The sequence below is a fragment of the Paenibacillus sp. LHD-117 genome (assembly GCF_030929555.1).
Lineage (GTDB): Bacteria > Bacillota > Bacilli > Paenibacillales > Paenibacillaceae > Pristimantibacillus.
The window spans coordinates 66820-89395 of record NZ_JAVFVT010000004.1 but is presented as its reverse complement, the minus strand read 5'-3'; the positions used below and the strand labels follow the sequence as shown (position 1 = coordinate 89395).

Below are 22576 nucleotides of genomic sequence, written 5' to 3'. Positions count from 1 at the left end.
AAGCTTTCAGTTAAAGCTTCGTGATCAAAATTGGATTTTTTAAACAACCTTAAAAAAGGAGATTTGGTTGTGAGAGTTGTCGTGCAGCGAAGCAAGGAAGCCAAAGTATCCGTGGAGGGCGAGATCGTCGGGGCAATCGACCGCGGTCTCGTTCTTCTCGTTGGGCTGACCCACGAGGATACGATGCAAGACGTACGGTGGATGGCGGACAAGATGGCCGGGCTGCGTATTTTCGAGGACGAGGCGGAGAAGATGAACTTCTCGGTGTTGGATGTCGGAGGCTCGATCCTGTCGATCTCGCAATTCACGTTATACGGGGATTGCCGGAAGGGCCGGAGGCCTAACTTCATGGCGGCCGCCAGGCCCGAGCAGGCCGAAGAGCTTTACGACGCGTTTAACGAGACGCTGCGCGGACTCGGACTGAAGGTCGAGACCGGCCGGTTCGGGGCGATGATGGAAGTTTCGCTTTGCAATGACGGTCCCGTCACGTTAATTTTGGAAAGCGGTGCTTAAGGTGGGGCAGTCGGGGCAACAATAAGGGAGAGATCAATACAAATCGAACATTCCCTTATTGGAGGTAATAGACATGCATCAATCCAGGAAGGAACAAGGACTGGAACGGACCACGAGGCAGCTGATGCTGCCCGATCTCCGGGAGGCCCGCATCATGGCGGAGCTGGAGGCGGACATCGCGGCAACCGAGCAATGGGGCGGACGATCTCAGACGATCCGGCGACCGGGCTTTGGATTGTAGGACTCGGGGAGTCTGTCAGTAAAACGCTTACGAAATTGTAATATTCCTGTAATCAAACGCTAACGTTCGTTTAACATCGTTAACCTATAATAAATCTCGACCCCCTTTTTTAAAATATAAATTACTTTGGACCTGCATACGGAATGCAGGTTTTTTTCTGTCCTTATCCGTCCTTGCGTCTGTCCCTTGACTTTCGGTACAGTGGACTGTACAATTACAATCACTATTGTTATATGGATTCAATGACGGGACAAAGTAATTCCTCTTGGGATACGCAGAGAGGGGCGCCAAGGCTGCAAGCGTCCTTATACCGGTCGAATGAAGAACCTCCCCGAGAACAGACGGTGAACGGCTTGCTCATGCCGCGCTTTAGCGCCGGCGCGAACGCAAGCGTTATTAGCCGAACTGCGAATGACGGACGTTACCCGTTCTGGAGCGAATGTTTTGATGCGGATTTAACGTCACATCGAAGGTTCGGAATGTGGGTGGTACCACGGGAGCTACAACTCTCGTCCCTTGCGGCAGCGAATGCCGCGGGGGACGGGAGTTTTTTGGTTTTTTAAGAAGCAGTGTTAGGAGGAATAAGGGATGAAATTTCAAAAGTCGCCCGGCACGCAGGATATCCTGCCTGGCGCGGTAGAGAGATGGCAATACGTCGAAGGCAAGGCTCGAGATATCTGCAGGCGCTTCAACTTCCGCGAGATTCGCACGCCAATGTTCGAATCGACGGAGCTGTTCCAGCGCGGCGTAGGCGAAACGACGGATATCGTCGAGAAGGAGATGTACACCTTCACCGACCGCGGCGATCGCAGCTTGACGCTGAGGCCCGAAGGAACGGCGGGCGTCGTCCGAGGTTACGTCGAGAACAAGCTGTTCGGCGAACCGGATTTGACGAAGCTGTATTACATCGGACCGATGTTCCGGTACGAGCGCGCGCAGGCAGGCCGTTACCGGCAGTTCCACCAGTTCGGCGTGGAGGCGATCGGGGCGGTCGATGCGGCGCTGGATGCGGAAGTCATCGCTTTGGGTTATACGTTCTATACGGAGGTTGGCCTGAAAGGCGTCCGCGTCGAGTTGAATTCCGTCGGCACGCCGGCGGTGCGCGCGGCGTTCCGCGAACGTCTGCTGGCTTTCCTCGAACCGAAGCGCGAATTGCTCTGCAAGGATTGCCAATCGCGTATGGAGCGCAATCCGCTCCGCGTGCTGGACTGCAAGACCGACCAAGCGCATTTCACGGACGCGCCTTCCATTCTGGATAGCTTGGACGAGGAATGCCGGATCCACTTCGAGAAGGTTCAGGCATGCCTGACCGACATGGACATCCCGTATGAGATCAATCACCGTCTCGTACGCGGCCTCGACTATTACACGCATACGGCGTTCGAGTTCAAGGCGGAAGGCATCGGCGCCATCGATACGATCGGCGGCGGCGGTCGTTATAACGGACTTGTCGCCGATATCGGCGGGCCGGATCAGCCGGGCGTCGGCTTCGGCATCGGCCTAGAGCGCACGGTTCTGCTGCTGGAGCACCAACAGACCGAACTGCCGGAATTGCACGGCATCGACGTCTACCTCGTTGCGCTTGGAGAAGCGGCGGACCGCGAAGTGTCGAAGGTCATCTACCAGCTTCGGACACGCGGCATCCGGGCGGAACGCGATTATCAAAGCCGCAAGATGAAGGCCCAGCTGAAGTCGGCAGACCGTCTCGGCGCGAAGTTCACGGCCATTCTTGGAGACGATGAGCTTGCGCGCGGCGAAATCGCGCTGAAGGAAATGGCGACAGGCGACCAACGCATGGTAGCCATCTCCGTTTTGGCCGACGAACTTTCGAAATAATAGATTGAACAACCTCTAATACTTGATAATAAGGAGTTTGATGATGATGATGTTAAAGACGCATAGCTGCGGAACATTGACGAAAGCAGACGTAGGGCAGACCGTAACGCTGAACGGCTGGGTACAGCGCCGTCGCGACCTTGGAGGCGTATTGTTCATTGACCTGCGCGACCGTACCGGTATCGTCCAGATCGTGTTCAACCCGGATTTCTCCGGCGATGCCCTTGCGGTTGCCGACCGCGCGCGGAACGAATACGTGCTTGCCGTCAGCGGCAAGGTAGTCGAGCGCGATCCCGAAACGTACAACGCGAACCTGGCGACAGGCGAGATCGAAATCCGCGTAACCGAAATCGAAGTGATGAACGCGGCGAAGACGCCTCCGTTCCCGATCGAGGACGGCGTTGAGGTCGACGAATCGCTCCGCCTGAAATACCGTTATCTTGATCTGCGCCGTCCGGAAATGCAGAAGACGCTTCTTCTTCGTTCCAAATCCGCGAAGATCTTCCGCGACTTCCTTGACGGCGAAGGTTTCATCGAAGTCGAGACGCCGATCTTGACGAAGAGCACGCCGGAAGGCGCGCGCGATTACCTCGTGCCGAGCCGCGTGCACGAAGGCGAATTTTTTGCCCTGCCGCAATCGCCGCAAATTTTCAAGCAGCTTCTTATGGTCGGCGGGTTGGAACGTTACTACCAGATCGCCCGTTGCTTCCGAGACGAAGATCTTCGCGCAGACCGCCAGCCCGAGTTCACGCAGGTCGACATCGAGACATCGTTCCTGTCGCAGGACCAATTGCTCGGCATGATGGAGCAATTGTCCGCGAGACTGCTCCGCGAGACGCTGGGCGTGGAGCTTGAGCTTCCGTTCCAACGCATCACGTACGCCGACGCCATGAACAAATACGGCTCCGACAAGCCGGATCTGCGCTTCGGCCTCGAAATCGAGGATATTACCGATATCGTCGCGAGCAGCGAAGTGAAAGTATTCGCGAGCGTAGCGGCGGGCGGCGGCGTCGTGAAGGCGCTGAACGCGAAGGGCTGCGCGAGCTGGAGCCGCAAGGAGCTTGACGATCTGCAGCCGTTCGCGGCGCGCTACGGCGGCAAAGGTCTGGCTTGGATCACGGTCAAGGACGGCGAATGGCGCGGTCCGATCGTGAAGTTCCTGAAGGAAGAAGAGATCGCGGCGCTGACGGAGCGTCTTGGCGTCGAGGAAGGCGACCTGCTAACGTTCTCCGCGGACAAACCGAAGGTCGTTGCCGACGTTCTCGGCAACCTGCGCCTGAAGCTCGGACGCGATCTCGGTCTGATCGACGAATCCAAGTTCAAGTTTGCCTGGGTCGTCGACTTCCCGCTGCTTGGTTGGGACGAGGATTCCAAACGTTACGTGGCGGAGCATCATCCGTTCACGCGTCCGAACGAAGACGACTTGCATTACTTCGAGACCGATCCGGGCAAGATCCGCGCGCAAGCGTACGACCTTGTGCTGAACGGCTACGAAGTAGGCGGCGGCTCCATGCGGATCTACAAACGCGACGTGCAGGAAAAAATGTTTAAAGCGCTCGGCTTCTCCATGGAAGAAGCGCAAGAGAAATTCGGCTTCCTGCTTGACGCGTTCGAGTTCGGCACGCCTCCGCACGGCGGCATCGCATTCGGCTTCGACCGCATCGTCATGCTGCTTGCGGGCCGCACGAACCTGAGAGAGACGATCGCCTTCCCGAAAACGGCAAGCGCGACGGATCTGCTTTGCGACGCGCCGTCCGAGGTGGAGCTCTCCCAACTGGAGCAGCTGCACATCCGCACCGTCGTGAAGCCGAAGCCGGTTGCGGCGGCAGCTGGCGCCGCTGCAGGCGAGTCCAAAGAATAATAATCGGTTAGATAGATGAAGGAGGCGGCACACATGCTGCACCAATTCTCGCGAACGGAACTGGCGATTGGCCCCGAAGGCCTTGAGCGGATGAAAGGCAGCACGGTTGCCGTGCTCGGCATCGGCGGCGTCGGCTCCATCGCCGCGGAGGCGCTGGCTCGTACCGGCGTCGGCCGCATTATCCTGATCGACAAGGACGTTGTCGACATTACGAATATCAACCGCCAGATCCACGCGCTGATGACGACGGTCGGCCAGCCGAAGGCGGATTTGATGAGAGACCGGATCAAGCTGATCAACCCGGAATGCGACGTTATTTCCTTGCGAATGTTCTACACGGAAGAAACGTACGAGAAGTTGTTCGAGTACCCGCTTGATTACGTGGTCGACGCGTCCGATACGATCATCTACAAGGTACATCTGATCAAACAATGCCTGGAGCGCGGCATTCCGGTCATCTCCAGCATGGGCGCGGCGAACAAGATGGATCCGTCGAGGTTCCGGGTGGCGGACATTTCCAAGACGCATACCGATCCGATCGCGCGCGTCGTCCGAACGAAGCTTCGCAAGGACGGCATCAAAAAAGGCGTCAAGGTCGTCTTCTCCGACGAGGAGCCGATGAAGCCGCGCGAGGACGTTACGCAGCGCATCGTGCCGGATAACGCGCCGGAAATCCGGAAGGCGCAGCAGCCGCCGTCCAGCAACGCGTTCGTTCCGCCCGTCGCGGGACTGATCATGGTGAGCGTCGTCGTGAAGGATTTGCTAGCTTCCGGGGGCAACTAACCATGAACGAAGACCTGATTCGAAAGCTGCACCTCTCGGAAGGGGCTAGGGCGATCGTCCTGAATCCGCCCGAAGGCTACGAAGCGTTGCGGGAGCTGGGCTTGCCGGAGTCTGCGAGTGAGTCGGCTGATGCCGAGCTTGAGGCCGGATCCTACGATTATGTGCATCTGTTCGTGTGGTCCATGGCAGAGCTTATGGAAACGGCTGCCATAGCCGTGCGCGCCGTGAAGCCGGATGGGCTGCTGTGGATCAGCTATCCGAAAGGCACGTCCAAGGTAAAGACCGACATTAACCGGGACAGCGGCTGGCGATTCTTGAAGACGCTAGGCGTGGAAGGCGTCGCGAGCGTCTCCATGAACGAGACATGGTCGGCCATGCGCTACCGTCCGGAAGGCGCGGCGACATCCCGTCCCTCGCGTTCGAACCGGCAAGGGCAGCCTGCTTCCGATGGCAGCGTGTTCTATACGGTTGGAGCCCCCGTGCCCGACATGCCGGACGACTTGGCAGCAGCGCTTCAGTCTTCACCCGCGGCAGTCGACTTTTACGGCACGCTTACCGATTCCATGAAGCGGGACTATCTTCGCTGGGTTTTGGACGCGAAGCGCGAGGATACCCGCGCCAAGCGGGTCGCTTCGACCGTAGAGAAGCTGGAGCAAGGATTGAAACGTCCGACGGACAAATCATAATCCAATCGCCTAAAGCCGCCGTTGAACGGGACATGTTCCCGTTCGACGGCGGTTTTTTTTCATCGATGGGCTCGCCGAAATATCGCGAATAAGGGGATTTGAGTCCGTAGCGTTGAACGCGCATCATGACAAAGCCCGATCTCCGTCCCGATTTTGTCCTGGATATTTAGTTCGGATTTATGATTGTGCGGTTACCAAAAATGGGATAAAATAAAGGTGATTAAATGGAACTGTGTTTCATTAGGTGAAACGAAAAAAGCGTGTGAGGTTTATCATCCGGCACCGATGTGCCTTGAGGGAGGTGATCGCAGTGACGTTTCGATTTATTGGCATCGACCATGTGCAGCTGGCCGCGCCGCCGGGCTGCGAGGAGGAGGCTAGACGTTTCTATGGATCGATTCTGGGATGGCCGGAGCTCCGCAAACCGGAAAGCCTGCAAGCCCGCGGGGGTGTTTGGTTCCAGTGCGGAAGCAGCCAGGTTCATGTCGGAGTCCAAAAGGAATTTCGGCCGGCCGAGAAAGCGCATCCCGGATTTGCCGTGGACGATTTGGCTTCGCTCCGTTCGAACCTCATCGCATCCGGCGTTCAAGCGCTGGACGACGAGCTGCGGGAAGAAGAGGGCATTCGCCGATTGTTCGCGAAGGATCCGTTCGGGAATCGGCTGGAGTTTCTGGAATACGTAAGCAAGCCATGGCATTCGAAGGAGGACGAATCGAGATGAATAACAAAGAACGTTTCACCGACCGCGTCGACACGTATGTGAAGTACCGTCCGAGTTACCCTCAGAAGGCGCTTGATTTCCTATATGGGAAGGTTGGTTTCTCCGACCGCAGCATCATTGCGGATATTGGCGCCGGTACGGGCATATTCTCCGGGCTGCTTCTGGACCGGGGAAGCCGCGTTGTAGCGTTGGAACCGAACGAAGCGATGCGGGAGGCCGCGATCAAGCAATACGCCAGCCATCCGCGGTACGCCTCGTGCCCGGGCTCCGCGGAGCGTACGGGTTTATCCGAGGAGTCCGTCCATCATATCGTCTGCGCGCAGTCCTTCCATTGGTTCGACCGTCCGGCCGCCCGAGAGGAATTTCGCCGGATTTTGAAGCCAGACGGCCGCGTCGCGCTCATTTGGAACTCCAGAAGGACGGCGGGCACGCCATTCCTGGAGCAATTCGAGCAGCTTCTTCTTCGATACGGAACGGATTACGAGAAGGTTGGGCACAAAAACATTACGCGCCAAACGTTATCGGAGTTTTTCTCGGATGACGGTCCGGCATTGGAAGTGTTTGCATCGGAGCAGCGCTTGGATGAAGAGGGTCTGAAGGGAAGGCTGCTTTCCTCCTCCTATTGCCCGTTGCCGGGACATCCGAATTACGAGCCGATGATGGAGAGGCTTTCTGTCATTTTCAAGCAATGTGCGGTGGACGGGCTCGTTACGATGACGTACGATACGGAGCTTTATTGGGGGACCGTTTAAGGAATCTTGTGCAGTATTCGGCCAGGTGGCGAACGTTTGTGCGGATGTGCTATGATTTAGAGAGCATTCATCATTTCGTACGAAGGATTGAGTAGCAGTATGGATTTGTTCACCTATCAGGAAGAAGAGACTCCACGCGCCAAATTGCTGGCGGATCGGATGAGGCCCCGGACGCTGGATGAATATATCGGTCAGGAACATATCGTGGGAGAAGGCAAGTTGCTGCGAAGGGCCATTCAGGGGGATCAGGTATCGTCCATTTTGCTTTACGGTCCTCCCGGCTGCGGGAAGACGACGCTGGCCCATATTATTTCGTTGACGACGAAAGGCGATTTCGTCAAGCTGAACGCGGTCGACGCATCCGTCAAGGACGTACGGGACGTGATCGACCGGGCCAGGAGCAATAAGACGTTATACGGCAGGAAAACGATCCTGTTCCTCGACGAGGTTCACCGGTTCAACACGTCGAGGCAGGATGCGCTGCTGCCGGCTGTCGAGCAAGGGATCATCATATTCATCGGTGCGACGACCGAGAATCCGTTCCACCACGTAAACGGGGCGCTCTTGTCGCGCTCGACGTTGTTCCAGCTTCACGCGCTGGAGGAACGCCATGCGCTGGAAGCGATGAGACGGGCGCTGACGGATACGGAGCGCGGCCTCGGCTTTATGACGCTGCAAGCCGACGAGGATGCGCTAAACCATATTGCGGCCATGGCAGGCGGCGACATTAGGCGGGCGCTGAACGCGCTGGAGCTAGCGGCGGTCACGACGCCCTCCGAACCGGACGGATCCGTGCGGCTCACGCTCGAAGTCGCGCAGGAATCGATCCGCAAGCCGACCATCCGGGCGGACCTGTCCACGCAGTACGATGTATTGTCCGCCTTCCATAAGAGCGTGCGGGGCTCCAGCGACGCCGCATTATTCTGGTTTCTCTACGCGGTGGAGCGGCTCGGCATGGATCCCATGACGTTTATCCGGCGGCTGATTGTCGCCTGCAGCGAGGATATCGGGCTTGCGAATCCGCAAGCGATGATCCAAGCGGTGACGGCCATGGACGCCTATCACAAGATCGGCTGGCCGGAAGCCAAATACAATATCTCGCAGGCCATTCTGTTCGCCGTGGAAAGTCCGAAGTCCAATGCGACGGCGGTCGCGATCGGCAACGTCATGAACGCGATCGAACGGGCGGGCAATGCCGAGGTTCCGCTTCATCTTCGGGATACGCATTACAAGGGCTCCGCTCAGCTAGGCCATGAAGGGTACAAGTACCCGCACGACTACCCGAACCATTACGTTCGGCAGCAGTACCTTCCGGATCCGATCGCGGGCAAGACGTTTTACCAAGCGACGGAGCAAGGGATGGAGGACAAAATCAAACAGAACCAGCAGCGCCGCTCCACTTGAAGCTGCTGGTTTGTTTTTTGCGGCTTCATGCTAGCGGCGCAACCGCTAATCGAATGAAGGAGACAAACGATCATGCAGACGGAGACAAAGACGAAGACGAGGGCTCCCATTTTTTATGGCGCGGTACATCTTTTGTTTTTCAAGGATGACGAAGTATTGCTGCTGAAGCGGAAAAATACGGGATTCGAGGACGGGAAGTGGAGCGTGGTAGCGGGGCGTATCGATGGCAACGAGGAAGTGAAGGCCGCCGCGATTCGCGAAGCGAAGGAAGAAGCGGGTGTCGACATTGTCTCGGACGACTTGGAGGTGACCGGCGTATTCCACCGCAGGAATCCGAAGGGGGCCGGATCGGAATGGATTGATTTTTACTTGTCTGTTCGGAATTGGCAAGGGGAAATCGTAAACATGGAGCCGCATAAGTGCGAGGAGTTAAGATGGTTCCGCATGAACGAGCTGCCCGTCGATATGATCGGGTATGTCCGCATTGCCGTTCAGAAAAAACAGGACTCGCTTTGGTTCGACAGCATCGGCTGGGACGCGTGATCCTGTACTAAGTAAAAAAGACGCTTCGATCCCCGCATTCCATGCGGCGGTTGAAGCGTCTTTATACATTGTCACGCCATGGAGAACATAGCTCCCAGGTAAGCGAATACGGCGGTAAGCAGGCCCATGGCCAAAGCATATGACGGCCTCTTGGCGCGGTACATCAAGACGATGCCTGCCGCCATGACGAGAGCCGCAGCGAACAAAAGAATGCCGCTGCCTGTCAACCCAAACGTCAACGAGATATCAGGGCTGTATGGCCCTTGGAAAATCGTCGTGAAGAACGGCGATGGAGAAACGGACTGCAGCGTCTCTTGCACGTCATGAGGCGGTGACTGCTGGCCGAGAACCGCGGTTGCGGCCAGGACGAGCAAGGCGACGGCGCTTTCCGCCTTCAGCCAAGCGCCGGGCCTAAAGCTTTCATCCGATGATGCCATCCGTTTGTACAGGAAGCCGTTCGTGTATGCGAAAACAAGTAAAGGCAAAATGAGTGCGTGTTTCATGAGCAGCGCTTGGCCATAGGGCAGAATCCACGACTTGACGTAATCCGGCGTCGTGAAGGTCATGAGCGCGAATCCGGCTGCAAGCGTAACGAGAACGGCCGCGATCGCAAGCGGAGAGAACCACTTCAGGAACGCCGTCCAATTGTGATCATCCTTGGCGAACCAGCCGGCCGCGAACAGGATGCCGATCCAGACCGAGAAACCAAGGAAGTGGATTGTATGTAGGATCCAGCCTTTGGTCGGGCTTAGCGAAGACGCGTGGCTCGCATAACCCAGCCATACGATCAGCAGCAGGGTTACGAACAAAGCGATCTTTGGCATATGACGGTCATTGCGGAAAACTTTCACACCAAGCAGTACGAGTAGACCTGCCGAACCGATGACGGTCCAAATCCAGGCTTTGCCGGTGTTGACGTCGATCAGGATGCTGCGTAGCATCTCTGAGTACGAAAGCTCGAATTGCTCCGAGAACAGCTTGGCGAGCTGATGAATCGGCACGAACGACAAGACGGGGATGGCTGCGGCGCATGCGAGCAGCAGACCGTTCGGAACATGCACGGTAGGTTTGAACCGCTCCGGCACGAGCCGGAGCAGCAGCGCTCCCGTCAGAATCGCGAAGCAGATATACAACAATCCTTCGCTGACGTAGATCATGGTTTCCGTCTCCTAAGCAGCGCCGCGGCAACGGCGACAACGACGATGATTCCGCCTACCGCGAGAAGAGGTGACATGCCCGAATCGGCATTGTCCGGCTCCTCCCCGTCTTCGTTTGCGACCGGGCTTGGGGACGGCGAAGCCTCCTCTTCCGCAGCCGTCGGACTTGGCGAGACTTCGCCATCGGAGGTTGCTTCTGTCGTTGGCGACGGCGCAGCCGAAGGCGAAGGCTCCGGCGTCGCAGAAGGCACAGGAGTTTCGACAGCGAAGCCGTATTCGCCTTCGATCGCGTGGCCATCGGCGCCGACGATCGTCCATTTGACCTTATAGGAGCCGTTCGCGAGAGGAGCGGTCGGCCTGTTCGACATCGTATCGCCTTCAACGTCGGTTTCGCCAAGCGCCACCTCCTCTCCTTCGGCATCGAATAACTTGAAGCTGCTGATCTTCTCGATTTTGGTATTGAAGGTCAGCCTAATTTCTTGCGGCGAGGATTCGGACGTCGAATCCTTTTCGGGGACGGTGTCCTGCAGCTTGGAATGAGCGAGTGCCGCCTGAGGCAGCAACCAGATTAGCGCTAGGCAAATAAGCAGAATACGTTTCATGTCTGAGTTCCTCCTAGGATTTCCGATTTCATCGAACTTGGATAAGGTGTCAATAGCTTTCACTATTATACCAAACAAGAGCAGCGGCAGGCGCAGCCCGGATGATCATTTCGTTGCAGAGTCATGAACTTTCTATGAATGGGAATGCAGATCGTACTCATAAAGGAAAAGCAGCTTCGAATATACATCATTATTGATATCCAGTCATCTGCAAGGGAGGTGCGCCTGCCGTCGCAATGCGTTTGGCATGAAGCGGCAGGCAGGGAGGCGCTTGAGTGAACCGTTACCGTTAGGCTGGTCGTTGATCGTTGTGATGGCTCTGATTGGAATGAACGGTTTCTTCGCCGCGGCGAACGCGGCGATAGCCAAAGCCCGAATCAACCGGATCGAACAGCTGGAAGGTTCGGGGACGGCCCGAAACGTGCACGTACGATCGATACTGGGCAGCCAAGATTTGTACTCGGCGGCATGCAGGCTCGGCATGGCATCGGCCGTGGTCGGTCTGGGGTGGATCGGCTATATGATTGCAATCAATCATGTGTCTCCTTGGTTTGCGGCAATCGGAATGAAGTCCGGCGGACCTTCGTCGGCCACCGCGTTCCTTATCGTCTATATTGGCGTCGTGGCGCTCCATCTTGTCTTCGGGGAGCTCATCCCCCGAAGGGCCGTCCAGCGCAACGCGGAATCGGCAATCGTATTGCTGACGCCGCCGCTGAGGTTCCTTTACGTGGTCCTGTCGCCTGCCGTACGGCCGTTGCAATGGATCGCGAACGGCTTCATGCCCTTATTCGGCATCGACCCCACAAAGGGACACGGGGACGCGCATACGGAAGCGGACCTGCGGCTCTTGATGAAAGAAAGCCACAAGAGAGGTTATATCGATCAGACCGAGCTGACTCTCGTCGACAATATCTTCGAATTCACCGATACGACCGCCCGCGAAATCATGATTCCCCGCACCGAAATGATCTGCTTGCGCGCCGGCCTCTCCTTAGCGGCCAACAAGGCAATCGCGATCCAGCATATGCGAACCCGCTATCCCGTCTGCGAACACGACAAGGACAATATTATCGGCTTCGTCCATATCAAGGACCTGCTGAAAGACGACTTGCGCCTGCCGAGCGGCATGGCATCGCTAATCCGCCCCGTTACGACGGTGCCGGAGACGATCCCCATCAGCGCGCTTTTGAAGCTCATGCAGAGGAAACGGAGCCAAATCGCGATTCTGATCGACGAATACGGAGGTACTTCGGGTCTCGTGACGCTGGAGGACATCATGGAGGAAATCGTCGGCGATATCCAGGATGAGTTCGATACCGACGTCTCCAGCATCGTGAAGCGGGATGACGGCACGTATTCCATAAGCGGGCTCATGCTGATCGAGGAAGTGAACAGCTTCTTCGGGACAACCGTAGACACGGACGAATACGACACGATCGGAGGGTGGATGTACGCCCGAATCGACTTCCCGCCAGCGCGCGGGCAGTCGTTAACGCTCGGAAGCGAATACGAGCTGCTAATCGAGGAGACGCTCCATCTGCGCATTTCCCGCATCACAATTCGTCCATTGGGGCTAATGAAGGCGACGGTTCAACCGGCTCCGGCCGATTCATATACAAACGAACAATAAAAAAGAGGACGATGCCCGCGACTTTCGCGGTCGAGGCATCGTCCTCTTCGATTCTGCAAAATCAGGTGTCGGTATGCATGGCTACACGAACAGGTCCGCTTGGACCTTGTTCACGACGTCGATCGTGCCGCCGCCCAAACATTGATCGCCGTCGTATAGGACGACCGCTTGCCCCGGCGTTACCGCCTTCTGCGGCTGATCGAAGACAATCAGCGCCGAACCATCCGGCTGCACCGTCACGGTGACGCCTTGGTCGGGCTGGCGGTAGCGGAATTTGGCTGTGCACTTGATCGGACCAACGCAAGCCGGAGGCACGATCCAGTTCAGGCCGGTCGCGACCAGGCTCTCCGAGTAGAGGCTCGGATGCTTCTCGCCCTGCACGACATACAGAACGTTTTTCTCCAAATCCTTGTCCGCCACGAACCAAGGCTCGCCGGAACCGGTGCCGGAGCCTCCGATGCCGAGGCCTTGCCGCTGCCCCAAAGTGTAGTACATGAGGCCGTCATGACGGCCTTTCTTCTCGCCGGTGCGGATGTCGATCATGTCGCCGGACTTAGCCGGCAAATAACCGCTGAGGAATTCTTTGAAATTCCGCTCGCCGATAAAACATACGCCCGTGCTGTCCTTTTTCTTAGCTGTATATAAGCCTGCTTCTTCAGCGATCCGGCGCACCTCTGGTTTCGGAAGATGGCCGATCGGAAACATCGCCTTCGCCAGCTGGGTTTGGTTCAGCGCGCTCAGGAAGTAGGTTTGATCCTTGTTGCCGTCCACGCCTCTTAGCAATCGTGTCGTGCCGTCCGCATCCCGTTCGACGCGAGCATAATGGCCCGTCGCCAAATAGTCGGCGTCCAGCTCCAGCGCCTTGTTCAGGAAATCGCCGAACTTGATCTCGCGATTGCACATCACGTCGGGGTTCGGCGTGCGGCCGCGCTTGTATTCGTCCAGGAAATAGGAGAACACTTTATCGAAATATTGTTTCTCGAAGTTGACCGTATAATAAGGAATACCGATCTGGTCGCACACTCTGCGCACGTCTTCGGAATCTTCTTCCGCCGTGCAGTGCCCGAACTCGTCGGTGTCATCCCAGTTTTTCATGAAGATGCCGATCACGTCATAACCTTGCTGCTTGAGCAGAAGAGCCGTGACGGAGGAGTCGACGCCGCCCGACATGCCGACGACGACGCGCGTTTGCGCCTTACTCTTTTCCATTCGAATCACCACCTTTGATATAAAGCATGTACCATTGTACCACAAAGACAAAAGTTTTTCATGAATGAGGCAAGCTTTTTACACACGATAACCGATCGATATGTTAACATATAAGGATGATGGGAATACAGTGATTTATAGAGAGAGGTGCTACCTTTGAAAATATCGACAAAAGGCCGTTACGGACTAACGATAATGATGGAGCTTGCCGCCAAATTCGGCGAAGGCCCGATTTCCTTGAAGAGCATAGCGGAACGCAACCAGCTGTCCGAACATTATTTGGAGCAGCTTGTCGCTCCTCTTAGAAATGCTGGCCTGGTGAAGAGCATACGAGGCGCATACGGCGGTTACATTTTGTCCAAGGATCCGGCGGACATTACGTCCGGCGATATCATTCGGATTCTGGAAGGGCCGATCTCGCCGGTCGACTTCACCGAAGAAGACGACCCCGCGAAGCGCAATCTCTGGCTCCGCATTCGCGACAGCATCGCGGAAGTGCTGGACTCCACGACGCTGGAGAACCTGATCACGTATCAGGAAGCAGAGAAAAAAGACAGTTATATGTTTTATATTTAAGGTTTTAGGGTGAATGAGATGAACAACCATTATTTCGACCATGCCGCTACAACGCCGATGCATCCCGACGTTCTGGGAACGATGGTAGAGCTGATGCAAGGCCCCGGCGGCAACGGTTCCAGCGTTCACGCGTACGGACGGGCCGCGAAGGGCCGAATTAGCCGTGCGCGTGATCTTGTTTCGGCTGCCGTCGGCTGCAAGCCGGGTGAGCTGCTGTTCACCTCGGGCGGCACGGAGAGCAACAATATGGCACTAATCGGCGCGGCAAGAGCTCAGCGGAAGGACGGCAAACGCCATATCATTACTTCGTCCGCGGAGCATCATGCCGTACTGCATACCTGCGAATGGCTAAGAGACGAGGAAGGGTTCGAGCTAACGTTATTGCCGGTCGACGAATACGGCTGCGTCCATCCCGACCAAGTGCGGGACGCACTTCGGCCGGACACGGCGCTCGTCAGCATCATGCACGGCAACAACGAAGTCGGCTCGCTGCAGCCGATCGAAGCGATCGGCGAAGCCGTGCATGCCGGCGGTGCGCTATTTCATGTAGATGCGGTGCAGACGCTCGGCCTGATGGATTACCGCCTGTCCCAAATGCCCGTCGATCTCATGAGCTTCTCCGCTCATAAGATAAACGGGCCGCAGGGCGTAGGCGCGTTATACATCGCGGCCGGGACGCCTTGCGAGCCCCTCATGTACGGCGGATCGCAGGAGCGGAAGCGCCGGGCAGGCACGGAGAACGTCGCCGGCATCGCCGGATTCGCCGCCGCTGTTGACATTTGTGTGAACGAAAGAGAAAAAAAGCAACCTTTTATGGACAAGCTTCGTAATAGATGGATAGAACTGCTCGTGGAAGGAATTGGCGAAAACGGCATCGCGGTGAACGGTCATCCGGACCCGAACCAACGATTGCCCCACATCGTCAACATCAGCTTCTTAGGGGTTCAAACCGAAAGCATGCTCATGAATTTGGATATGGCGGGCATCGCCGCGGCAAGCGGCTCCGCCTGTACATCCGGCTCCTTGGAGAAGTCCCACGTGCTTCGGGCAATGGGATTGCCGCCCGAGAGATTGGATACAGCCGTAAGGTTTAGCTTCGGATTGGGGAATACTTTGGAGGAACTGGAGAATGCGGCCCGGACCGTGATCGGGATCGTGAACCGCGTTCGCACCAAAGGTTAGGAGGTTTCCTTCCGTCGTGATCAAACTCCAAGGACTGATCGGGCTTCCGGTCATCGTAATCCATTCTGGGAAACAAGTAGGGACCGTGAAGGACGCATGGTTCGACGAACATTGGCGGCTTAAGGGCCTCATTCTGGAGTTCGCCAAGTGGTTCGCATCGTCCGCAAGGGCCGTATCGTGGAACGAAGTCTTGACGTGCGGGGAAGATGCCGTTATCATCTCCAAAGAAGATGCGGTCATTGCCATGAAACCGAAACACGTGCGCCGAGCGTTCCATACCGGCATCGTCAAGCTGAAGGATTTGCCCGTCGTTACGGTGCAGGGCGTTCAGCTCGGGCGAGTGTCGGATGTTTATTTTTACCCATTTCAGGGTACACAAATAGTAGGCTATGAGCTTACAGACGGTTTTGTTTCGGATCTGATGGAAGGGCGTAAATGGCTGAAAGCGCCGAGTGATCCGGATGAGGTATTGCTCGGGGAAGACGCGATTATCGTTCCGGCTGTCAGTGAAGCGGAATTGGAGCCTGTCGCAGCTTCCAATTTCAGAGGATAGGGAGAAATGTATATGATGAGATGTCCGAATTGCAACTCGAAAGATATCGGGAAAATCGGTTCCCACCAGTTTTACTGCTGGGGCTGCTTTATCGAATTGACGGTGAACGGCGACAAAATGTCGGTTTACCAGGTGGAGGAAGACGGCACGCTGAGCTCGCTCGACGATCTGTTTTTCGAAGACGAAGTGTCTCTTACGGAAGCACAACTGAATTAAAGAATCGGTTGCCGCAGGGCGACATCATGAAGCGACGGAGCAATTCCGTCGCTTTTTTGCAGCGTTCCTTGCAGGCAACGGCGACTATATTTGGTCCGAATAGGATGATCGGCCGGACTTGTACATATACTGAACTAGACCTGCTTACGGCTCGGGCGGAAACGCCGCTTGCAGCCTACAGTCGAAGTTCGGGGGTGTTGCCGATGGAACGTTTCACAAGCAATAGGCTGTTCGTATGGCTGGTATATTTGATTCTCGGTCTCATCGCGATTTATTTCCTGCAGCAGCTGAAGCCGCTCATCGTCACGATCTACGGTTTCCTCAAGGCCGTGCTCGGCCCGTTCATTATCGCCATGATTATTTCTTACGTGCTTAACCCGATCGTGTCGATGCTTCACGAGAGGAAGGTGCCTCGTACGATCGCGGTGCTGCTCATCTATGCGGTTTTCTGCGCGGCTATTACGGTGCTGCTCGTCAACCTGATACCGATGTTCGTCGGTCAGGTGCAAGAGCTCAATCACCATATACCAGAGCTGACGATAAGGGCACAGAACATCGTGACCGATCTGAACAATACGACTTTCCTGCCAGAAAGCTTCCGGGACGGCGTCGACAAGGCACTGATCGGCATCGAGAAAAAAATATCGGAATCGTTGTTTCATTTCGTCAATAACATCGGTTCCATGCTGAGCGCGGTGTTCGTCGTATTCATCATCCCATTCCTCGCGTTTTATATTTTGAAGGATTTCGACGTGTTCGAGCGGACGATCATTACTTACGTTCCGAAGTCCCATCGGAAGAACACGGTCCGGCTCATGAAAGATATCGACCAGGCGCTCGGCAGCTACATCCGGGGACAATTCCTGGTCTGCATCATCGTGGGAACGCTGGCGTACGGCGGTTATTTGCTGATCGGCATGCCTTATGCGCTCCTGCTGGCGAGCGTCGTGGCGATCACGAACGTCATCCCGTACCTCGGCCCGTTCTTCGGCGCCGCGCCTGCGCTGCTGATGGCTTCGACCGTCTCGCTCAAAATGATGATCTACGTCGCCATCGTCAATACGCTTTGCCAAATTCTCGAAGGCAACATCATCTCCCCTCAGGTCGTCGGGCGCACGCTTCATCTGCATCCGCTGCTCATCATCTTCGCCTTGCTCGCCGGAGGTGAGATCGCGGGCATCGCGGGCATGATTCTGGCAGTGCCGATCTTCGCGGCATGCAAAGTGATCGTGCAGCACATGTTCGCCTACTATGTTAGGCGAAAGATCATTTGACAGCGATTCGGGGGATGGATATAATTTGTGCATATATGCTTAAGATAAAGGTTCAAAAATTCGCTTTTCAGTACTGAGAAGGTTGAATGAAGCTAGAACGTGAGGAGCGGAGCGTAGCAGAGCTACGTGAGCACCGGAAGGTTCGGCTGAATTCAAGATTCGATGTCGAATAAGCTTCTCGACATACTTCGTAATCAAAAGCGGATATTTGAACTTCCTTAAATCGATGATGAAAATAAGTAGGTCATTGCCCGACAGCCAGAGAGGGCGCTTCTTCGCTTCCATATCGCCACAGGCGGGGAGCGTCGGTTGAGAGAGCGCTTCTGCGAAGGATGGCCGAAAGCTGTTTTCGGAGTGTGAACGAACTTCACCGGTTGGACCCGTTATCGTCCGCGAAGGCGATTGCGCTCATGAGCGCGATAACCAGGGTGGTACCGCGATATTGATTCGTCCCTGTCATTGACAGGGGCGTTTTTTATTTTTGACCGCGAGCGGGCAGCCGCATCGACGACCAAGGAGGAACTATTCCATGAAAGCTAGCGAAATCAGATCCAAGTGGCTTGCATTCTTCGAGAGCAAAGGCCATGCCATCGAGCCGAGCGCGTCGCTCGTGCCGCATAACGACCCGTCCTTGCTTTGGATAAACGCAGGTATGGCGCCGCTTAAGCCTTATTTCGACGGCCGGGTTATACCGGACAATCCGCGCATCGTGAATTCCCAGAAGTGCATTCGCACCAACGATATCGAAAACGTCGGCAAGACGCGCCGCCATCATACGTTTTTCGAGATGCTGGGCAACTTCTCCATCGGCGATTATTTCAAAGAAGAAGTTATCACTTGGGCTTGGGAGTTCCTGACCGACAAGAAATGGATCGGCTTCGATCCGGACCGTCTGTCCGTCACTGTCTATCCGGAGGACGAGGAGGCGTTCCGCTTCTGGAACGAGAAGATCGGCCTGCCAGCGGAGCGCATCTACAAGCTGGAGGAGAACTTCTGGGATATCGGCGAAGGCCCATGCGGTCCTTGCACCGAGATCTTCTACGACCGCGGGGACAAGTACGGCGATCTGTCGGATCCGGAATGCTGGCCAGGCGGCGAGAACGAACGTTTCCTCGAAGTATGGAACCTCGTGTTCTCACAGTTCAACCACAACAAGGACGGCAGCTATACGCCGCTGCCTAACAAAAACATCGATACGGGAGCGGGTCTCGAACGTTTCGCTTCCATCCTGCAGGACGTTGATTCGAACTTCGACACGGACTTGTTCCGTCCGATCATCGACCGCACCTGCGAGATCGCGGGTGTGAAGTACAAGACGAACGAAGATCAGGATGTCGCGCTGAAGGTCATCGCGGACCATGTCCGCACCGTCGTCTTCTCCGTCGGCGACGGCGTCATGCCGTCGAACGAAGGCCGCGGCTACATTATCCGCCGCTTGCTTCGCCGCGCCGTACGTTACGGGAAGTCGCTCGGCGTAGACCGTCCGTTCCTGTTCGAGCTGACGCCTGTCGTAGGCGAAGTGATGGGCGTGTATTATCCGGAAGTGGTCGAGAAGCGCGAATTCATCGAGCGGGTCATCCGGACGGAAGAAGAGCGGTTCCACGAGACGCTATCGGACGGCCTGGTTCTGCTGGAGGCTCTCGTGAAGCAAGCGAAGGAGTCCGGAAGCGGCGCGATCGGCGGCAATGACGCCTTCAAGCTGTATGACACTTATGGCTTCCCGTTCGACCTGACGGAAGACTTTGCTTCGGAGCACGGACTGACCGTCGACCGCGAAGGTTTCGATTCCGCGATGGAAGCCCAGCGCGAACGCGCCCGCGCCGCCCGCCAAGATACGGGCAGCATGAAGGTTCAGGGCGGACCGCTTGCCGACTTTACGGATAAAAGCGAGTTTGTTGGCTATAATGATTTGGTAACTGAATCCAAAATCACGGCGATCATCCTGGATGATGCGCTGGTCGATCTGGCAGGCGAAGGCAGCCGCGTGGCGATCCTGCTCGACCGTACGCCTTTCTATGCGGAGAGCGGCGGACAGATCGGCGACAAAGGCACGATTAACGGCGGCGGCTTCACGCTGCAGGTCGAAGACGTGACGAAGGCTCCGCACGGCCAGAACGTGCATCATGCCGTCGTAACGTCCGGCACGGTCCGCTCCGGCGAGCTTGTCACGGCGGCGGTAGCGAGAGCATCTCGCGAGGATATCATTAAGAACCACACGGCTACGCATCTGCTGCACAAAGCGCTCAAAGAAGTGTTAGGCGACCACGTCAACCAGGCCGGATCGCTCGTTGAAGCGGAGCGTTTGCGGTTCGACTTCTCCCACTTCGGCAGCATTACGGCCGAGGAGCTTGCCTTGATCGAACGCAAAGTGAACGAACAGATCTGGTTCGGCACGGAGGTGGCGATTTCGAACAAGTCGCTGAACGAAGCGAAAGCGATGGGCGCCATGGCGCTGTTCGGCGAGAAATACGGCGATGTCGTGCGCGTCGTCCAAGTAGGCGACTACAGCCTCGAGCTGTGCGGCGGCTGCCACGTCAGCAACACGTCGCAGATCGGCCTGTTCAAGCTGCTCGGCGAGAGCGGCATCGGCTCCGGCGTACGCCGGATCGAAGCGGTGACGGGCAAACATGCATACGTCTATTATGAAGAGCAGCTCGAACTGCTGAAACAATCTTCCGCTCTGCTGAAGTCCAATATCGCCGACGTGCCGAAGCGGATCGAAGGATTGTTCGGACAAGTGAAGGAGCTCTCGCGCGAGAATGAGTCGCTTCAAGCGAAGCTGGGCCGCATCGAAGCGGGCTCGCTGGAGACCAAGGCCATTAAGTTTGGCGATATCCAAGTGCTGTGTGCGAAAGTAAACGCCCCTACCATGGACGCGTTGCGCGGCATCGTGGACGAGTTGAAGCTTAAGTTGGGATCGAGCGTTATCGTTCTAGGCTCGGTGCAAGAGGACAAGGTGAACCTAGCGGCAGCCGTATCGGCTGACCTGGTGAAACAAGGCTATCATGCAGGCAAGATCATCAAGGAAGCTGCGTTGGTGTGCGGCGGCAACGGCGGCGGACGCCCGGATATGGCCCAAGCCGGCGGCAAGGATGTTTCGAAGCTGGATGAAGCGCTCAAAATTGCCGAGGAACTGGTTGTCGGCAGGGCGAATGTGATATGATAGTACTAGGCAACATCCCGTATGGGATGCGTTTCTTGAAAGCGAGGTGCTGTTGATGAGTTCCATGGACCAAACAATGAAGTTTAACGTGAAGGCGGAGGGGGTGGAAACTTCTTCCGGGGATATTCTTCTCAGCGTTCACGAAGCGCTGCTGGAGAAGGAATACAATCCGATTAACCAGATCGTTGGGTATTTGCTGTCCGGAGATCCCGCGTATATTCCGCGGCACAACAACGCCCGAAGTTTGATCCGTAAGAAGGAACGGGACGAATTGATCGAAGAGCTGGTTCGGTTCTATCTGCAGCATAAGAAACAGTAAAATTTAAATCAGAGTTCAAAAATTCGGTTTTCAGTACCGAGAAAGTTGGACGAAGCTAGAAAATGAGGATCGGAGCATAGCGGAGCTATGTGAGAACCGAAAGTTTCGGCTGAGTTCAAGATTCGATGTCGAGTTTGCTTCGGAGCATTTGCTTCGTAATCAAAAGCGGATTTTTGAACTTCCTCTAAGGGGCCGGGCGGTTAGTGAGAGTAATGGGATTGGATTACGGAGACCGTAATATCGGCGTAGCCGTCAGCGACGCTTTCCGGTGGACCGCGCAAGGCTTGACGGTCGTGGAACGCAGGCGGGACGGCGGCGAGATGGACCGGATCGCCGATCTCGTCAGCGAGCACGAAGTGTCCGAGATTGTCGTCGGTTTGCCGAAGAACATGAACGGTTCCGTAGGTCCGCGTGGCGAAATTTGCATCGCGTTTGCCGAACAGATTGGGCAGAAGCTAGGTATACCTGTTCACCTTTGGGATGAAAGGCTGACAACGGTAGCTGCCGAACGGACGCTTCTCGAAGCGGACGTCAGCCGGAGGAAACGGAAGCAAGTAATCGACAAGATGGCGGCAACGCTGATCTTGCAAAATTTTCTCGACTCTAAAACGAAAAGGTGAGGGTAACCATGACAAATGACGACATGCAATATGAAGAGCCGGAAATTATTTATATTCCGGACGAAGAAGGCAATGAAGAAGAATTCGAAGTCATCATGAAATTCGAAGTCGATGGTTCGGATCAGAAATATATGATGGTCGTGCCTCTGATCGGCAACGACGAGGAAGAAGACGAAGTGTACGCGTTCCGCTACGAAGAGGAAGGCGACGACCTCAAGTTATACACGATCGAGGACGAAGAAGAATGGAATATGGTCGAAGAAACGTTCAACACGCTTCTAGGCGAGATGGAGGAACAGGACTAATGTCCGAGCTTAATCATACGCCCAAACGACTCAGTATGCTAAAAGAGGCTTTCGGCGATCATGTCGACCTGGTTGCCGAGGACGGAAGCACGCAGACGTTCCGAATCAAAGCCGAATTCGAGCTGGGCGGCGCCGTTTACGCGGCGCTGCAAAGCGAGGAGATGGAAGCGGAAGACGAGGTTGAATTTTTGCGTGTCCGCCAAGGAGACGGAGAACCGCAGCTCGAGACGATCGAGGACGACGAAGAATGGGAAACGGCGTCCGAAGCGTACGACGATTTGCTGTTCGCAAGCGACGACAGGCCCTAGCATCTTCCATATAGTTGACACTAAGGGCGGCTGACAACCGCTCTTTTTCAAATTCCAAGCCATGATAAGATTCTCGCCTTATTCGCACTAGCGGAAACTTACTTAAAGAGGGTGTAGCAGGT

At 56.0% G+C, this 22576-nt stretch carries 24 protein-coding genes; 21 read left to right on the top strand and 3 right to left on the bottom strand.

Annotated features, from left to right (window positions below):
* Positions 1-69 precede the first annotated feature (69 nt).
* The 10 genes from dtd (at position 70) to RB620_RS03940 (ending at position 9340) form a co-directional block, all read left to right on the top strand.
* Positions 70-513: a D-aminoacyl-tRNA deacylase gene (dtd, locus tag RB620_RS03985; RefSeq protein WP_308092233.1), complete on the top strand. Its 444-nt coding sequence runs from the start codon at positions 70-72 to the stop codon at positions 511-513.
* A 73-nt stretch (positions 514-586) separates the two neighbouring features.
* Entirely contained in the window at positions 587-754 is a 168-nt protein-coding gene (locus tag RB620_RS03980) for a hypothetical protein (protein ID WP_308092232.1), read from the top strand.
* A 588-nt stretch (positions 755-1342) separates the two neighbouring features.
* Positions 1343-2590 carry a histidine--tRNA ligase gene (gene hisS / locus RB620_RS03975; protein WP_308092231.1) on the top strand — a complete coding sequence of 416 codons (1248 nt, stop codon included), beginning with the start codon at positions 1343-1345 and terminating at the stop codon, positions 2588-2590.
* Positions 2591-2636: 46 nt separating this feature from the next.
* Positions 2637-4451: an aspartate--tRNA ligase gene (gene aspS, locus RB620_RS03970; protein WP_308092230.1), complete on the top strand. Its 1815-nt coding sequence runs from the start codon at positions 2637-2639 to the stop codon at positions 4449-4451.
* A 33-nt stretch (positions 4452-4484) separates the two neighbouring features.
* Positions 4485-5234 (top strand): tRNA threonylcarbamoyladenosine dehydratase, encoded by a 750-nt coding sequence (locus RB620_RS03965; protein WP_308092229.1) that lies wholly within the window; start codon positions 4485-4487, stop codon positions 5232-5234.
* Positions 5235-5236: 2 nt separating this feature from the next.
* Positions 5237-5920 (top strand): YdeI/OmpD-associated family protein, encoded by a 684-nt coding sequence (locus tag RB620_RS03960; RefSeq protein WP_308092228.1) that lies wholly within the window; start codon positions 5237-5239, stop codon positions 5918-5920.
* Between the two features lie 310 nt (positions 5921-6230).
* On the top strand, positions 6231-6641 hold the full coding sequence (locus tag RB620_RS03955) for a VOC family protein (RefSeq protein ID WP_308092227.1): 411 nt from the start codon (positions 6231-6233) through the stop codon (positions 6639-6641).
* Positions 6638-7393: a class I SAM-dependent methyltransferase gene (locus tag RB620_RS03950; protein WP_308092226.1), complete on the top strand. Its 756-nt coding sequence runs from the start codon at positions 6638-6640 to the stop codon at positions 7391-7393. Before RB620_RS03955 ends, RB620_RS03950 begins: the two co-directional genes overlap by 4 nt.
* 99 nt (positions 7394-7492) lie before the next feature.
* Positions 7493-8797 (top strand): replication-associated recombination protein A, encoded by a 1305-nt coding sequence (locus RB620_RS03945; protein WP_308092225.1) that lies wholly within the window; start codon positions 7493-7495, stop codon positions 8795-8797.
* Positions 8798-8869: 72 nt separating this feature from the next.
* Complete coding sequence (locus RB620_RS03940) at positions 8870-9340, top strand: NUDIX hydrolase (RefSeq protein ID WP_308092224.1); 471 nt, start codon at positions 8870-8872, stop codon at positions 9338-9340.
* A 71-nt stretch (positions 9341-9411) separates the two neighbouring features.
* Here the strand turns inward: RB620_RS03940 and RB620_RS03935 are convergent, their stop codons facing one another.
* Together RB620_RS03935 and RB620_RS03930 are read right to left on the bottom strand one after the other, a co-directional pair.
* Positions 9412-10497, bottom strand: coding sequence for a copper resistance D family protein (locus tag RB620_RS03935; protein WP_308092223.1), 1086 nt, complete (start codon positions 10495-10497; stop codon positions 9412-9414).
* Complete coding sequence (locus RB620_RS03930) at positions 10494-11099, bottom strand: copper resistance CopC family protein (RefSeq protein ID WP_308092222.1); 606 nt, start codon at positions 11097-11099, stop codon at positions 10494-10496. The genes RB620_RS03935 and RB620_RS03930 overlap by 4 nt, the downstream gene beginning before the upstream one ends.
* A gap of 271 nt (positions 11100-11370) precedes the next feature.
* Here RB620_RS03930 and RB620_RS03925 point away from each other — a divergent pair, with 271 nt between their 5' ends.
* Complete coding sequence (locus RB620_RS03925) at positions 11371-12729, top strand: hemolysin family protein (RefSeq protein WP_308092221.1); 1359 nt, start codon at positions 11371-11373, stop codon at positions 12727-12729.
* An 81-nt stretch (positions 12730-12810) separates the two neighbouring features.
* On the opposite strand, the gene mnmA is transcribed toward RB620_RS03925, so the two are convergent.
* Entirely contained in the window at positions 12811-13938 is a 1128-nt protein-coding gene (mnmA, locus tag RB620_RS03920) for a tRNA 2-thiouridine(34) synthase MnmA (RefSeq protein WP_308092220.1), read from the bottom strand.
* A gap of 156 nt (positions 13939-14094) precedes the next feature.
* On the opposite strand from mnmA, the gene cymR reads away from it, so the two are divergent.
* The 10 genes from cymR to RB620_RS03870 all read left to right on the top strand — a co-directional run bounded on the left by cymR (position 14095) and on the right by RB620_RS03870 (position 22454).
* On the top strand, positions 14095-14514 hold the full coding sequence (gene cymR, locus RB620_RS03915) for a cysteine metabolism transcriptional regulator CymR (protein WP_308092219.1): 420 nt from the start codon (positions 14095-14097) through the stop codon (positions 14512-14514).
* A gap of 18 nt (positions 14515-14532) precedes the next feature.
* Positions 14533-15696, top strand: coding sequence for a cysteine desulfurase family protein (locus tag RB620_RS03910; protein ID WP_308092218.1), 1164 nt, complete (start codon positions 14533-14535; stop codon positions 15694-15696).
* A 16-nt stretch (positions 15697-15712) separates the two neighbouring features.
* Positions 15713-16249: a PRC-barrel domain-containing protein gene (locus RB620_RS03905; protein WP_308092217.1), complete on the top strand. Its 537-nt coding sequence runs from the start codon at positions 15713-15715 to the stop codon at positions 16247-16249.
* 12 nt (positions 16250-16261) lie between these two features.
* Positions 16262-16465, top strand: coding sequence for a hypothetical protein (locus RB620_RS03900; protein WP_308092216.1), 204 nt, complete (start codon positions 16262-16264; stop codon positions 16463-16465).
* A 203-nt stretch (positions 16466-16668) separates the two neighbouring features.
* The gene (locus RB620_RS03895; RefSeq protein ID WP_308092215.1) at positions 16669-17739 is read left to right on the top strand and encodes an AI-2E family transporter; all 1071 of its coding nucleotides are present in this window, start codon (positions 16669-16671) and stop codon (positions 17737-17739) included.
* A 529-nt stretch (positions 17740-18268) separates the two neighbouring features.
* The gene (gene alaS / locus RB620_RS03890; RefSeq protein ID WP_308092214.1) at positions 18269-20902 is read left to right on the top strand and encodes an alanine--tRNA ligase; all 2634 of its coding nucleotides are present in this window, start codon (positions 18269-18271) and stop codon (positions 20900-20902) included.
* A gap of 55 nt (positions 20903-20957) precedes the next feature.
* Positions 20958-21221 (top strand): IreB family regulatory phosphoprotein, encoded by a 264-nt coding sequence (locus tag RB620_RS03885; protein WP_116045679.1) that lies wholly within the window; start codon positions 20958-20960, stop codon positions 21219-21221.
* Between the two features lie 203 nt (positions 21222-21424).
* On the top strand, positions 21425-21841 hold the full coding sequence (ruvX, locus tag RB620_RS03880; RefSeq protein WP_308092213.1) for a Holliday junction resolvase RuvX: 417 nt from the start codon (positions 21425-21427) through the stop codon (positions 21839-21841).
* A gap of 8 nt (positions 21842-21849) precedes the next feature.
* Positions 21850-22146 (top strand): DUF1292 domain-containing protein, encoded by a 297-nt coding sequence (locus tag RB620_RS03875; protein ID WP_308092212.1) that lies wholly within the window; start codon positions 21850-21852, stop codon positions 22144-22146.
* Positions 22146-22454 carry a DUF1292 domain-containing protein gene (locus RB620_RS03870; RefSeq protein WP_308092211.1) on the top strand — a complete coding sequence of 103 codons (309 nt, stop codon included), beginning with the start codon at positions 22146-22148 and terminating at the stop codon, positions 22452-22454. Before RB620_RS03875 ends, RB620_RS03870 begins: the two co-directional genes overlap by 1 nt.
* Positions 22455-22576: the final 122 nt, after the last annotated feature.

Coding starts and splice junctions, on each gene's coding strand:
- RB620_RS03980 (WP_308092232.1), top strand. CDS start 587: ATGCATCAATCCAGGAAGGAACAAGGACTGGAACGGACCACGAGGCAG.
- hisS (WP_308092231.1), top strand. CDS start 1,343: ATGAAATTTCAAAAGTCGCCCGGCACGCAGGATATCCTGCCTGGCGCG.
- aspS (WP_308092230.1), top strand. CDS start 2,637: ATGATGTTAAAGACGCATAGCTGCGGAACATTGACGAAAGCAGACGTA.
- RB620_RS03965 (WP_308092229.1), top strand. CDS start 4,485: ATGCTGCACCAATTCTCGCGAACGGAACTGGCGATTGGCCCCGAAGGC.
- RB620_RS03960 (WP_308092228.1), top strand. CDS start 5,237: ATGAACGAAGACCTGATTCGAAAGCTGCACCTCTCGGAAGGGGCTAGG.
- RB620_RS03950 (WP_308092226.1), top strand. CDS start 6,638: ATGAATAACAAAGAACGTTTCACCGACCGCGTCGACACGTATGTGAAG.
- RB620_RS03945 (WP_308092225.1), top strand. CDS start 7,493: ATGGATTTGTTCACCTATCAGGAAGAAGAGACTCCACGCGCCAAATTG.
- RB620_RS03940 (WP_308092224.1), top strand. CDS start 8,870: ATGCAGACGGAGACAAAGACGAAGACGAGGGCTCCCATTTTTTATGGC.
- RB620_RS03935 (WP_308092223.1), bottom strand. CDS start 10,497: ATGATCTACGTCAGCGAAGGATTGTTGTATATCTGCTTCGCGATTCTG.
- RB620_RS03930 (WP_308092222.1), bottom strand. CDS start 11,099: ATGAAACGTATTCTGCTTATTTGCCTAGCGCTAATCTGGTTGCTGCCT.
- mnmA (WP_308092220.1), bottom strand. CDS start 13,938: ATGGAAAAGAGTAAGGCGCAAACGCGCGTCGTCGTCGGCATGTCGGGC.
- RB620_RS03910 (WP_308092218.1), top strand. CDS start 14,533: ATGAACAACCATTATTTCGACCATGCCGCTACAACGCCGATGCATCCC.
- RB620_RS03900 (WP_308092216.1), top strand. CDS start 16,262: ATGATGAGATGTCCGAATTGCAACTCGAAAGATATCGGGAAAATCGGT.
- RB620_RS03895 (WP_308092215.1), top strand. CDS start 16,669: ATGGAACGTTTCACAAGCAATAGGCTGTTCGTATGGCTGGTATATTTG.
- alaS (WP_308092214.1), top strand. CDS start 18,269: ATGAAAGCTAGCGAAATCAGATCCAAGTGGCTTGCATTCTTCGAGAGC.
- RB620_RS03885 (WP_116045679.1), top strand. CDS start 20,958: ATGAGTTCCATGGACCAAACAATGAAGTTTAACGTGAAGGCGGAGGGG.
- RB620_RS03875 (WP_308092212.1), top strand. CDS start 21,850: ATGACAAATGACGACATGCAATATGAAGAGCCGGAAATTATTTATATT.
- RB620_RS03870 (WP_308092211.1), top strand. CDS start 22,146: ATGTCCGAGCTTAATCATACGCCCAAACGACTCAGTATGCTAAAAGAG.